14 protein-coding genes are annotated in these 12059 nt (G+C 62.0%); 4 read left to right on the top strand and 10 right to left on the bottom strand.

Features of this window, described 5'->3' with window-relative positions:
* Positions 1-55: 55 nt before the first annotated feature.
* Genes HMPREF3009_RS09705 through amn form a run of 3 tightly spaced genes read right to left on the bottom strand, consistent with a single transcriptional unit; the run spans position 56 to position 3476 of the window.
* Positions 56-1504: a SulP family inorganic anion transporter gene (locus tag HMPREF3009_RS09705; RefSeq protein WP_070681617.1), complete on the bottom strand. Its 1449-nt coding sequence runs from the start codon at positions 1502-1504 to the stop codon at positions 56-58.
* Complete coding sequence (locus HMPREF3009_RS09710) at positions 1504-2019, bottom strand: phosphoribosyltransferase (protein WP_049156689.1); 516 nt, start codon at positions 2017-2019, stop codon at positions 1504-1506. The genes HMPREF3009_RS09705 and HMPREF3009_RS09710 overlap by 1 nt, the downstream gene beginning before the upstream one ends.
* 53 nt (positions 2020-2072) lie before the next feature.
* Positions 2073-3476, bottom strand: a complete 1404-nt coding sequence (gene amn / locus HMPREF3009_RS09715) for an AMP nucleosidase (RefSeq protein ID WP_049156686.1) — start codon at positions 3474-3476, stop codon at positions 2073-2075.
* Positions 3477-3643: 167 nt separating this feature from the next.
* Here amn and HMPREF3009_RS09720 point away from each other — a divergent pair, with 167 nt between their 5' ends.
* Positions 3644-4393, top strand: a complete 750-nt coding sequence (locus HMPREF3009_RS09720) for an esterase/lipase family protein (RefSeq protein ID WP_070681620.1) — start codon at positions 3644-3646, stop codon at positions 4391-4393.
* Here the strand turns inward: HMPREF3009_RS09720 and HMPREF3009_RS09725 are convergent.
* Genes HMPREF3009_RS09725 through bioB form a run of 3 tightly spaced genes read right to left on the bottom strand, consistent with a single transcriptional unit; the run spans position 4390 to position 6559 of the window.
* Entirely contained in the window at positions 4390-5313 is a 924-nt protein-coding gene (locus HMPREF3009_RS09725) for a Sir2 family NAD-dependent protein deacetylase (protein WP_049156682.1), read from the bottom strand. The genes HMPREF3009_RS09720 and HMPREF3009_RS09725 overlap by 4 nt on opposite strands.
* Before the next feature lie 11 nt (positions 5314-5324).
* Positions 5325-5579 (bottom strand): biotin synthase auxiliary protein BsaP, encoded by a 255-nt coding sequence (locus tag HMPREF3009_RS09730; protein ID WP_046648628.1) that lies wholly within the window; start codon positions 5577-5579, stop codon positions 5325-5327.
* Positions 5579-6559, bottom strand: coding sequence for a biotin synthase BioB (gene bioB / locus HMPREF3009_RS09735; RefSeq protein WP_046648630.1), 981 nt, complete (start codon positions 6557-6559; stop codon positions 5579-5581). Before bioB ends, HMPREF3009_RS09730 begins: the two co-directional genes overlap by 1 nt.
* Before the next feature lie 78 nt (positions 6560-6637).
* Here bioB and HMPREF3009_RS09740 point away from each other — a divergent pair, with 78 nt between their 5' ends.
* Both HMPREF3009_RS09740 and HMPREF3009_RS09745 read left to right on the top strand, forming a co-directional pair.
* Entirely contained in the window at positions 6638-7954 is a 1317-nt protein-coding gene (locus HMPREF3009_RS09740) for a M20/M25/M40 family metallo-hydrolase (RefSeq protein ID WP_070681623.1), read from the top strand.
* 35 nt (positions 7955-7989) lie between these two features.
* A complete protein-coding gene (locus HMPREF3009_RS09745; RefSeq protein WP_369816116.1) occupies positions 7990-8502 on the top strand; it encodes a hypothetical protein in 513 nt (170 codons plus the stop codon).
* 4 nt (positions 8503-8506) lie between these two features.
* Here the strand turns inward: HMPREF3009_RS09745 and HMPREF3009_RS09750 are convergent, their stop codons facing one another.
* A complete protein-coding gene (locus tag HMPREF3009_RS09750) occupies positions 8507-8797 on the bottom strand; it encodes a CHY zinc finger protein (protein ID WP_070681629.1) in 291 nt (96 codons plus the stop codon).
* Complete coding sequence (locus HMPREF3009_RS09755) at positions 8794-9516, bottom strand: PaaX protein (protein WP_118783644.1); 723 nt, start codon at positions 9514-9516, stop codon at positions 8794-8796. The genes HMPREF3009_RS09750 and HMPREF3009_RS09755 overlap by 4 nt, the downstream gene beginning before the upstream one ends.
* 69 nt (positions 9517-9585) lie before the next feature.
* Here HMPREF3009_RS09755 and HMPREF3009_RS09760 point away from each other — a divergent pair, with 69 nt between their 5' ends.
* Positions 9586-10218, top strand: a complete 633-nt coding sequence (locus HMPREF3009_RS09760; protein WP_070681632.1) for a VC0807 family protein — start codon at positions 9586-9588, stop codon at positions 10216-10218.
* Here the strand turns inward: HMPREF3009_RS09760 and HMPREF3009_RS09765 are convergent.
* Both HMPREF3009_RS09765 and HMPREF3009_RS09770 read right to left on the bottom strand, forming a co-directional pair.
* On the bottom strand, positions 10215-11042 hold the full coding sequence (locus HMPREF3009_RS09765; protein ID WP_070681636.1) for a lipase family alpha/beta hydrolase: 828 nt from the start codon (positions 11040-11042) through the stop codon (positions 10215-10217). The genes HMPREF3009_RS09760 and HMPREF3009_RS09765 overlap by 4 nt on opposite strands.
* Before the next feature lie 62 nt (positions 11043-11104).
* Positions 11105-11902, bottom strand: coding sequence for a trypsin-like serine protease (locus HMPREF3009_RS09770; RefSeq protein WP_070546046.1), 798 nt, complete (start codon positions 11900-11902; stop codon positions 11105-11107).
* Positions 11903-12059: the final 157 nt, after the last annotated feature.

Consider the following 12059-nt stretch of genomic DNA (forward strand, 5'->3'; position numbering starts at 1 on the left):
GCAAGGCGATCTTAAGCAAACTCGCACGTCATAAGACTTTTTCTGATAGGTTTACCTAACTCAAACCGGAAATCCTCTGGTAGCGCGCGAGGCTAACGCCATCGAGGCCGCGGAATTCCACCGCTATGCCACGGCTTGCGTACTTGTTCTCCACGGACTCGAGTACCGCGACGGTCGAGGCATCCCAAATATCGGCCTCCGAGAAATCCACGATGATTTTGTCCACCGGCAGGGTGTAATCGAAGGCGTAGACCAAGTCGTTCGAAGAGGCGAAGAAGAGCTGGCCGCGCACGGTGTAGACGTTGCCCTCCAGCTCCACCGACACCAGGTGCGCCACGCGGCGCGCAAAGGCCACCGAGGCGGTGAGGACGCCGAGGATCACACCGACCGCCAGGTTATTCGTGGCCAAGGTGCCAATGACCGTCACGAGCATGACGAGGGTTTCGCTCAGAGGCATGCGGTGAATCGTGCGCACCGAGCGCCAATCCACGGTGTGGAAAGACACCATGAACATGACCGCCACGAGAGCAGCCATGGGGATTTTCCCTACGGTATCCCCCAACACGAGGATGAGGATGAGGAGGAAGACGCCGGCGAGGAACGTCGACAAGCGCGTGCGCGCCTGGGATTCCTTGACGTTAATCATGGTCTGGCCGATCATTGCGCACACGCCCATGCCGCCGATGGCCGCGGCGAGCATGTTGCCGATGCCCTGGCCCACGGATTCGCGCGTCTTATCGGAGTGGGTATCCGTGAGGTCGTCGACAAGCTTGGCGGTCAGCAGGGATTCCATAAGGCCGACGAGTGCAACGCCCAATGCATAGGGAAGGCAGAGGAGAATAGTCTCCTTCGTCCAAGGTAAGTCCGGAATAACAAAACCGGGCAGGGAGGTCGGCAGCTCGCCTTGGTCCGCGACGTTGGGAACCTGCCAGCCGAAAATCACAGTGAGTGCGCTAACCACGATAATCGCGACGAGCGGGGCGGGGATCACCGTGGTAATCCGCGGCCACACCACCATGATGACGAGGCCTAGCGCGACAAGGGGGTAGACCAGCCACGGCACCTGCCACAGGTGGCTCAGCTGCGCCGTGAACATGAGGATGCCCAGGGCGTTGACAAACCCCAGCATGACGCTGCGGGGGATGAAACGCATGAGCTTGGCGACGCCCAGCACTGCCATCACTACTTGGAGAATTCCCGCCATCCAGATGGTCAGCAGCACGTACTGCAGGCCATGCTCGTGGGCAAGTGGTGCGATCACCACGGCGACAGAGCCAGCTGCAGCAGAGATCATGGCCGGGCGCCCGCCGGTGATGGCGATGGACATCGCCATGATGACGGAGGCGAAGAGCCCCACCTTGGGGTCGAGTCCGGCGAGGATGGAGAAACTTAAAACTTCCGGGATGAGGGCGAGCGCAACAGCAAGCCCGCCAAACACCTCCTTGCGGAAGCGGGCGGGCGAGCTAAAGGCCGCGCGGAAAGACCCGGCTGCGTGCTCCGACACTAGTGGCCGTCTTTGAAAGAGCCGTCGCGGGTGATGACTGGCAGGACGGACCATGCGAAGTTGATCCACTGATCGGTCTTCTTCCACGAGAAGTCCGGCTCAAAGATGGTGGTCGGCTTCGTGTAGATCACCGCGGACTTGACCTCGGACGCGGTCTGCTCGAGCAGGTTGACCACGAGGTCGAGGGTCTTGCCGGAATCCGCCACGTCATCAACGACGAGGACCTTCTTGCCCTTGAGCGAATCAGTGTCCAGCTGCGGGTTAAGGAGAATCGGCTCCGGGAGGGTCTCACCGATATCGGTGTAGAACTCCACGTTGATAGCACCCATCTCCTTGACCCCGATGGCGTAGCCAATAGCGCCGGCTGGGATCAATCCACCGCGGGCCACGCCCACGATAAGGTCGGGGAACCAACCCGAATCCACGATTTCTTGGGACAGGGAGCGACTGGCCTCACCGAAGACCTCCCACGTCAGGTTCTCGCGTTCCGGGTTCCACCACTCCGGGGTGCTCATCGTCTAGGTCTCCTTCGCCAGATTGTGCATTTCCCTCAGTCTAATCATCAACCTCAGCGAAACGGTACCTCTCCTACCGTTCGGCGCAATTTGCGGGTGCGCAGCCGCTCCGGATTTTCCGCCAAAGCCTCCACCGCGCGCACCGCGCACATCACGTGTGCCTCCTTCGAATTGGAATAAAAGGCCTGCGCTTGGGCGGGAAGCTTGGGCACGGCATGCAGAGGGAGATCGGAGACCGACAGCAGCGTGCCATAAGGGATGCGGTAGCGGTAGCCGTTGGCGGCGAGGGTGCAGGATTCCATATCTACTGCCACCGCGGTGGAGTGGCGCAGCCACTCCCACAGATCACGGGAGGTGCGCCATTCCCAGTTGCGATCATCGGTGGAGAGCACCGTGCCGGTGCGCATGAGCGAATTGTCTTTTCCATAGACCTCGTCGACGGCGGCCTCCAGCATGCGCTGGATCTCCGGGATGGCGGGAATCGGGTTGCTGGTGGTGACGGTGCCGTCGAGGATGTGGTCTTCGCGCTGATAAGCATTGCCCAGGATGAGGTCACCGATGCGCATGCGGCCATCAAGCCCTGCGCAGTGGCCGATCATGATCCAGGCCTCCGGGCGCAGGACTGCCAAGCAGTCCGTGATGGTTTTGGCATTGGAGGGGCCGACACCGATGTTGATCATCGTGATGCCATCGCCGCCGGCGGTGATGAGATCAAAACGTGGCATCTGGTAGCGGGAGGTGAGGGTGAGCTCGTCGACGTCGAGAAGCACCGCGTCATTGGGGTGGATGGTCTCCCCCGTGGGCAGCACGAGCGCGGTGTAGCGGGAGTCTTCCCGCGCCAATTCGCGCAGCCCGAACTTGACGAACTCGGTGGTGTGCATGGCGTAGTTGGTGAACAGGATGTACTTCTGCACGGTGTCCACCTCGATGCCGGTGTAGTGCTCGATGCGGGCGCAGGCAATGTCGAAGCGCTGCGCACCAAAATGGAACAGTGGTTTTTCCTTGCCGTGGAAAGCCTTCCAAGCGCCGTCCACGATTCCGTCATGCACCGCATCGAGGGTGGGCCGGGGGATGTCGCCACGGTCCTGGGGAATCTGTGTAATCCCCCGAATATATTCCGGCGGGATGCGCTCATCCGATTGACCGACGTAGAGATCGCACAGGTAGTTGTTGGTGAGCCGCGTGAGCTGCTCTGTCAGGTAATCACGAATCAGCCATGGTTTGGATATCACCGCCGAGTAGCGGCCCTCTTGGTCCACGTAACCGAAGGGCTCGGAGCGGTCGATGGGCGTCCACTGGCGTACATGCACGGTGATCTTTGGGTACACCACGTGGCGGTAGGCATCGTGGTCCCCTGAGGCCAATGCTTCACGTGCCAGCGCACAGGAACTGTCATAGAGCTCGCAGAGACGAGCAACCGCTTCGTTGACGGAGTGGACATGCTGCAGGTCGGTCATGCCCGCGAGTGTAACCATGAAAGAAGCCCGCCGCGGTGAAGCGGCGGGCCCTATCCCCATGACTAATCCGGTAACGCGTACGGTGTGGAGCTCACCGCCGTTCCGTATTAGGCAAGCCTTAGCTTAGTACGAAAGTTGGATAGGGGTCAAGAGTAAACTGAAATTTCATGACCCCACTCCCCCTCGGTGCCCGCAGACGCCCACGCGGCGTCTACGAAGACGACTGGTCCGCGCGCCCTACCGCCGAACGCCCCTGGCCGGTTGTCTTGCTCCACGGAACCTGCGACAGCAAGGGGATATGGCAGGTTCTCGCAGACATGCTCCGCGCCGCTGGCTGGGCCACCTTCGCCCCTGACTACGGGACCCGCGCCACTGGCCCCCTGCAGGAATCCGCTCGGCAGCTCGACGCCTACATCAACGCCGTCCGCACCGTCACCGGCGCGGAGCAGGTGATTCTCGTGGGCCACTCCCAGGGTGGATTATTGGCTCGGTACTGGATGCGCATGCACGATAGCGCGGAGTTTGTACGGCACGTGGTGTGTATCAGCTCTCCCAATCACGGCACGACCCAGGGTGGAATCGCCAGCCCCCTCTTTCGCAGCGAGAGGCAGGAGGAGGTGGCGCGCTCGCTTATCGACGGCTGGTTTGGCCCCGCCGGCATGCAGCAGGTCACCGGCAGCGAGATTGTTGAGGCCACGAACCGCGGCAGCGAGGTCGAACCCGGGGTGAGCTATACGTGCATCGCCACGCGCGCCGACGCCATCGTGGTTCCACCAAACACCTGTTTCCTCAATGGCCCGAATGTCCACAACGTCTATATCCAGGACATCGAGCGCCTTGCGATTATTCGCCACGAGGATATGCCCATGGATAAACGGGTATGCCAGTTTGTCCTCGAGGAACTGGAGCGGCTCTAGAGCTCCAGCTCGTCGAGAACCGCATCGAAAGCCGGCCCCACCTGGGTCCGCCACAGTGTGTCCACGCGGTCATCCGCGCGCCCTGGCCCTCCATTGATGGTGGCCACGCGCTTGCCCTGTTTCTTTGCCTCCAGAACGAAGCGGAAGCCGCTCATCACCGCCAGCGACGAGCCGGCTACCAGCAGGGAGTCAGACGCGTTGACCATCGCGTAGGCGGCGTCCTTTTTAAAAGTCGGAACGGGCTCGCCGAAATAGACCACGTCTGGTTTGAGGCGCTGTGAGCCGCACCGCACGCAGCCGGGCATGACAAATTCTTCGACCGCTTCTTGGCTGAGGGCAACGTCGCCGTCAGGGTTAACGTCCTCTTTGTTGACTGCCCAGCGTTGCAGGTAAGTCGGGTTGGCTGTGGCGGCGCGGGCGTCGTAGTCCGCGCGTGGTTCTTCGTACCCGCAACTCAAGCACACCACGTGCTGCATGTCCCCGTGCAGGGCAATGAGGTTGCGCTGCCCGGCTTCCTCGTGCAGGCCGTCCACGTTCTGTGTGACGACACCCGTGAGGAGCCCGGCGCGCTCGAGTTCGACCAACGCGTAGTGCGTGCGGTTGGGGTGTGCAGCTTGCATGACCCGCCAGCCGACGAAAGCACGCGCCCAATAGCGGTGCGAGGCCTGCGGATCGTGCAGGAACTCCTGGTAGGTCATGGGGCGGTGCCGGCTGAGGGAACCGCGCGGGCCGCGGTAGTCGGGCACGCCCGATTCCGTGGATACGCCCGCGCCGGTGAGGACCATGACGTTGCCGCGGCGCAGTTGATCGGTGACGGCGTCCAGTGCTTGTTGTGGGGGAGTCGGCTCAGCGATCTCGGCGACGACCCGGGAGATGGAGCGCAACGCGGACTGGTGAGCGTGGGCAACGGCGGGATCCATGGTGCCCCAGCTTACGGGAGAGCCTCCTCGTAGAGATGATCTGAGTCGAGCTCGCCATGGCGCGAACAGCGCGCGTTCCAGCCATCCGGGCGCACCTGCACCACCATGCGGCGCCCACACAGCTGGCAATAGCGCGGGACGTCCAGGCCCGCCGCGGCCGCCGGGTGCAAGGTGAATTCCTCGCTTAGTGGTTTCCCCGTGTTGGGGTGGAACAGCGGCTCATCGCCGGCAAGGACGGCGGCGGCCAACTCCGTCGAGCTGTTCATCAGAGCGCCTTGATGGGCAGATCGATGCGGCCGAGCATGTCGACGTCCTTTTCAATCTGCTTGCCCAGAGTGGTCAGGTAGTTGCCGGCGATGATGGCGTTGATGCCGCCGAGCAGCCCCTTTTCGGTTCCGTCATCACCCAGGGAGAGCTCGCGGCCGCCCGCAAAACGGAGGGTTACAGACGGCATGGCCAGGCGGAATGCGGCCACTGCGCGCAGTGCCTCACCGAGCGGGACCAACGGGTAGTTCGCGAATGGTGTGCCCGGGCGCGGGTCGAGGAAGTTCATCGGCACCTCGCAGGGCTCGATCTGGGCCAGCTGGTAGGCGAACTCGGCGCGGTCTTCTAGTGATTCGCCCATTCCGATGATGCCGCCGGAGCAGATCTCCATGCCGACTGCACGGACGTTCTCGAGGGTCTCTTTGCGCTCCTCCCAGGTGTGGGTCGTGACGACGTTGGGGAAGAAGGACTTGGAGGTCTCCAGGTTGTGGTTGTAGCGCTGGGCGCCCATGTCCTTGAGGCGCTGGGCCTGCTCGCGGGTGAGGGTTCCCAGGGATAGGGAGATTTCGATATCAACTTCATCGAGGATGGCCGGGATGGCCTCGGCAACCTGGGACAGGAGGTTCTCGTCTGGGGCCTTAACGGCCGCCACAATGCAGAACTCCGTGGCGCCGGTCTTGGCGGTCTTCTTGGCGGCCTCCACCAGCTCCGGGATGTTGAGGCGCGCGGCACGCACGGGGGACTCGAAAAGGCCCGACTGCGAGCAGAAGTGGCAGTCCTCCGGGCAGCCGCCGGTCTTAATGGAGATGATGCCTTCCACGGAGACGTCCGGACCGCACCACTTGAGGCGGGTTTGATGCGCGATGTCCGCAATCTCTTCCAGCTGCTCATCCGGGATCTGAAGGACCTGCAGCAGTTCTTCTTCGTTCAGGCCGATGCCCTGCTCCAGGGCCTTCTCGCGTGCGATATCTACGATGCTCATGCGGGAAACCTTACTTGAACACCGTTCAAGTTGTGGTAAATCCGCGTGTTTTGTTCGGTCCGGACTAACCTCTAGGCCATGGATTCCACGCTCTATGACGACACCCTCGCGCTACTCCAGGAGCTTATTCGCAATGCCTGCGTGAATGACCTCACGCCTGACTCCGGCAACGAGGTCCGCAACGCGGATACTCTGGAGAAGTTCTTCAACGGTACCCCGGTGGAGATTCAACGCTATGAATCGCACCCAGGCCGCGTGACCATCGTGGTGACCGTTCCGGGCAACCCGGACAAGGAGCCGCTGACGCTCATGGGCCACACGGATGTCGTGCCCGTCGACGAGCCCAAGTGGACCAAGCCGCCCTTCGACGCCGTCATCGAAGATGGCAAACTTTACGGCCGCGGCGCGGTGGATATGCTCTTTATTACGGCGACGATGGCGGCGGTGACCAGGGACGTCGCCAAGCGCGGCAATCCCGGCGGCACCCTGGCCTTTGTCGGCATGGCGGACGAGGAGGCCCGCGGCGGTTTGGGCTCCATCTGGATGGACAAGCACCACCCAGAGGCCTATTCGGTACGCAACTGCCTCTCGGAGACCGGCGGTAGCCACCTGCCCGGCGCGCTCGGCTTCAACGTCGGCGAAAAGGGCGCAGGCCAGCGCCGTCTGCACGTACACGGCGATGCCGGCCATGGCTCGACGCCCTTCGGCAAGGACTTTGCCATCGTCAAGATTGGTGAGGTCGCTCGCCGCATCGCTGCTGCCGAGCCGCCCGTGGCTACGGATGAGGTGTGGCAGGGATTCGTCAAGACCTTCCGCTTCGACCCCGCAACGGAGGCAGCGCTTCTCGACGGCTCCGCTACCGCCGCAGATTATGAGAAGTTCGGTAATTTGTCTGCCTACGCCCACGCCTTCTCCCACACGACGATTGCCCAAACCGTCCTGCGCGCAGGTGGCGCCATCAACGTGCTGCCCTCCCACGCCTACCTGGAGATGGACATCCGCCCCTTCCCTGGCCAGACCCAGGAGGAGCTTGATGATTTCCTACGTGAAGCGCTCGGAGATATGGCCGAGGAGGTAGAAATCGAGCACCTTATTACTGAGGACGCCACACAGTCCTCGACTGATACTGAGCTGTGGCGCTGCATTGAAGAGACCGCCCACGAATTCTTCCCAGAAAAGAAGGTGTTGCCGGTACTGGCGACGGGTGGTTCCGACCTGCGCGTGGCTCGTCGCCGCGGCGGCAATGCCTACGGTTTTGCGCTGCATGCCGAGGATCGGGACATGGCCAGCGCGAACTCGCAGCTGCACAGCCACGACGAACACCTGCACTTGGAGGACTTGGAGCTGACCGTGAAGGCGTATTCTTCGCTGGTGGATCGTTTCTTGAGCCGCTAACGCAAACGTGTAAAAGCTGTGGCACAATGTGGCGCATGAGAAAAAAGCTTGTCCTGTGCTCCGTTGCTGCCGCCATCGGCCTGTCCGCTCCTACTGCCTCCGCCGACATGGTGGATGACTACCTGGCCAAGGTCCCGGCCGGCCAGATCTCCTGCGAGCAGGCCACCAAGTACTACACCAACCCGTCCGACTACAACAGCAAGAAGTCCCAGGCGCTCGCTGCCGCTAACTTCCACCCGCGCGGCGGCGAGATCCGCGACGCCGTCGCCCGCGCCGACGAGGCCATCGCGCGCTGCGGCCTGAATGGCGGCGGTGGCAACGCTGCTAACAATGGTGGTGCCCCAGCCAACAACACTGCCCCAGCTAACAACACCGCGCCTACCAACAACGGTGGTACCCCAGCCAATAACGGCAATAAGGCCCCGACAAACAACGCTTTTCCGACGATTCCAGTGACCTTCGGAACCTTCACCATCTACGTCCCGGATATCGTGGCGTACCTCAAGACCCTCGTCGAGGGCACCCCGCTGGCCCAGCTTTTGCCGTAGAAAACTAGCGGAAATACGTCCCCGCGTGCAGCGCGCAGCCGGTATTGAAGGCATGCCCGCACGCGGGGCATTTGTATGACGAATACTCAGCGTATGTCATCGTTCGGCCGCAGGCCCCGCACATGACGCAGAGCTCGTCCTTCGGCATGGGTCCAAAATCATGATCCGTTAACTCCGCGTGGCAGAGCGAACACGCGAACCAGCCGCCGCAGGTGTGGCACTTGTTCGCAACGACGTCGACTAGCGTGTGCCAGTGGCGGCACCGGCCCTCCGCGTCAATCGCTCCGTGGATCATGGCCACGACTCTAACAGCCGCGCCATCGCCCGGTGGGCCGGCGTGATGTCCATGCGCAGGCGGCTCTCCAGCAATTCCGCAGGGAAATCAGCGGGGAGAAGCTGTGCGGGGAAGGGCGGGGTGCGGCGCAGCGCCGCGAAGGCGGCGGCGTGGCGGCGCGTAGTTTCGACGACGATGCCAACGTCATCGGTGGGCAAAGGGGGGACGTCGCCCAGCGCGCTAATACGAGCAGCACTATCCTCAAGGTCCCACGCGGTGGCAATAACGTCGCGAGCAGTGTCCTCATCCACGGACCAGGTGCCGATAAAGGTTTTCTGCGCCCACTCCCCCGGCGCGTGGGCGCCCACCAGGACTCCGGGCCGCAGCTGCCGGAAACCGCTGGCATGGGCGGCGCGCAGGAAGGCATCTTTCTCCGCACGGCGATCCTCGCCGATATCGAAGATCACCGTGTGAAACGCCCCCTCCCACTGGAAGTCGCGCGGCGAACCTAGGTGACGAAACTCCGCAAGGTAGTCCCCCACCATGGAATACACGGAACAACGCCCCGCTCGGCGCGAGGATAGGTCGCCCGCGCGCACCATACGGGATAGATACGTGCGCGCACCGGCCGGCGACAGACCCAGCCCAGTGAGGATCGGTGTCAGCACAGGCCCGGGGAGCTCCTCGCGGCGGGCCAACCCACAGAGGTATCCAAAAGTTCCTGGTCCAACGTCAGCCATGCCCCAACCCTAGGGTTTTTATGTGTCAGAAACAAACCGATTCGTATGTTTTGTGGCACACTATGTGGCATGAGTCTCAATCCACGCCTGCTCAACTTCCTCATCCTCGGCGTCTTCGACGTCGGCCTGGCCATCCTGCTATTCCAGATCGTCGATTCCACAACCAACAACCACGTCTATGCCTACCTGGCCGCCAGCATCGGCCCCCTCGTCGGCGGCATCATCCAGCATGTGCGCCAGAAGTCTTTTTCTGGGATTTCTGCGTTGATCCTTGCCTTCAACGTTGCTGCGGCGTTGGCCACGCTGGTCGGTGGCACCGATGAGCGCCTCCTGCTAGTTAAAGGCAGCGTTGTTACCGGCATTATTGGCTTGCTCTTCCTCGGCAGCCTGGCCCTTGGAAAGCCCCTTGCCTTCTACTTTGGCCAGCGCTTTGGCACCGACGGCACAAAGGAAGGCGTCGCCTACTGGAACGGGTTGTGGAAATACCCGACCTTCCGCGCCTCCCAGCGCTACATCACCATCGTGTGGGGCGTCGTGTTCCTGCTCGAAGCCATCATCCGCGTCGTCGCCGCCTATTCCCTCCCCTTCACCACCGCCTACTGGCTGTCGAATGCGTTGCCCTTCGTGGCCCTCGCTATCTGCCTAACGGCCACCTTCGCCATTGCTGCACGCGCCCGCAAGTCCGCGCCGACCCCGGCCTAGCGCGTGAGCCCCCACAGAATCTGCTCGTGCACGCGCGGGTCATGGGGCAGCTGCCCATGTTCGACCGGGGCCGATTCCACGTTGACCACATCCGCCCCCGGAACAGCGCTCAGCTCAGAGGTCTGATTCGGCGTCACAGTGCTATCCGCCGGCGAGTAGATGGAGGTATAGGTGAGGCCGGACGCGGTGTCCGGCAACTGGTTGAGATTCTCCATGAACTCCGAACCCTCCAACTGTTGAATGCCGGCGCTGGTACCCACGAATTTGACCACGCTGGGGGCAATTTTGGCTGCCGTGCTTAGCGACGTTGCTCTGCCACCCCACGTCGTCCCGTGAAAATTCGCGCCGATGGTGACCACGCGGTTCACTTCATCGGGCGAACCGTAGAGCTGGGTGAAGGTCTTGGTGTGCAGGCCGCCCTGGGAGAAGCCCACGAGGTTTACTTTGTGTGCTCCGGTGACCTCCCGGATGTGCTCTATCTGCCTGGCTATTTCGCGCCCAGAGGATTCTAGATCCGAAATCCCCTTCAGGTAGTCATAGGCGTTCTGGTAGGCCACGTCCTCGGCGCCATAATCGAAGGCCCAGACGCACATGCCCTGGTCCTTGAGTGTCGGGATGAGGTCGTTCCACTCAGCCGAGTTAGCCGAGGTTCCGTGCAGCAAAACGACCGGCTCGGTAACAGGACCCGTGGGCTGGCAGTCGGGATCGTTGATGCCGAGACCCTGCGCGGCGGAGGTCTCCATGGTTTGAGCATGGGCCGGAACGGGGGCCGCAGTGGCGAGGAGAATAGCGAGGAAGGCACGCTGCAGGAAGCCGTTTTTCATAAGGAGACAGCTTATCGCCGATCCCTGAGCATCTGCTGTACGGTTCCTGTATGCCTGCCGAACTACCAGGAGGAAAGGCTGCTCAAGCTGCTGGAGCGCTTGGATTCTTTCTTTTGGGTCTGGGCGTGTTTCTTTGCTTCCTCGAATGCTGCGGGCGAATCGAAGTCATCGTAGCTATCCATCAGCGTTCGCAGAGACTGCAGATTCGGATAGATTTCGCTGTGCCACATGTGACGGCGCGTGCCATCGGTGCACTCCTCGTTTTCTTCACCGCCGGTGTGCACCGCGAAGATCATGGTGTCCTGGTAGAGCGGCGCGCCGGAATCTCCGTTGCACGTGCGCGAAGCAAACATGGAGCGCGATTGGATGAGATTATCGAAATCGTAGCCTTGAATCTCCCCAGCGACCCCAGTCTCTTCGACGCGGACCACGGCCTCAGAGGCAAAATTGTGCATCCCTCCGTAGCCCACGAGGAAGAGCGAGTCATTGACGCGCAGCGGCCGCGAGGGCAACTCGAAGGCTTCCGCGTCCATGGGTTCCGCTTTCAGCAGGGCGACGTCCGACTTCTCTGCTACCGGGGTGGAGGCGAGCACCTTGGCGTTGTCACCATCCGCCTGCGTGAGACGCAGGTCGCGGCCCAAGCAGTGTGAAGCAGTAAGCCACCAATCATTGCCGATGTACCCCGCGGAGCACTCGCGTTTGCCGTTTCGCCACAGCGCCGCGACGCGGTCATCGCTGGCTGCAACCGTGCTCGTTGCCTGTAGAACCCCGGGGACGTTCGCAGAAGTGGGGGCGCCAAACAGGGAGGACGTCACTGTCACGATGATGGAGAGCAAGGAAGCGAGAATACCAGGAAACACAAGGCGTAACTCTATCAGTGAAATCGCATGCGTGCTCACCGCACACCACGGCATATCATTAGGACCTGTGATGAAGCGATTTCTCTCTCTTGCCGCTGCACTCTTCTTTCTCAGCGGCTGTTCCTCTCTCTGTTGCGACCGGCTATTTGGTAGCAGT

This window comes from Corynebacterium sp. HMSC034H07, assembly GCF_001815175.1.
Taxonomy (GTDB): Bacteria; Actinomycetota; Actinomycetes; order Mycobacteriales; family Mycobacteriaceae; genus Corynebacterium; species Corynebacterium hiratae.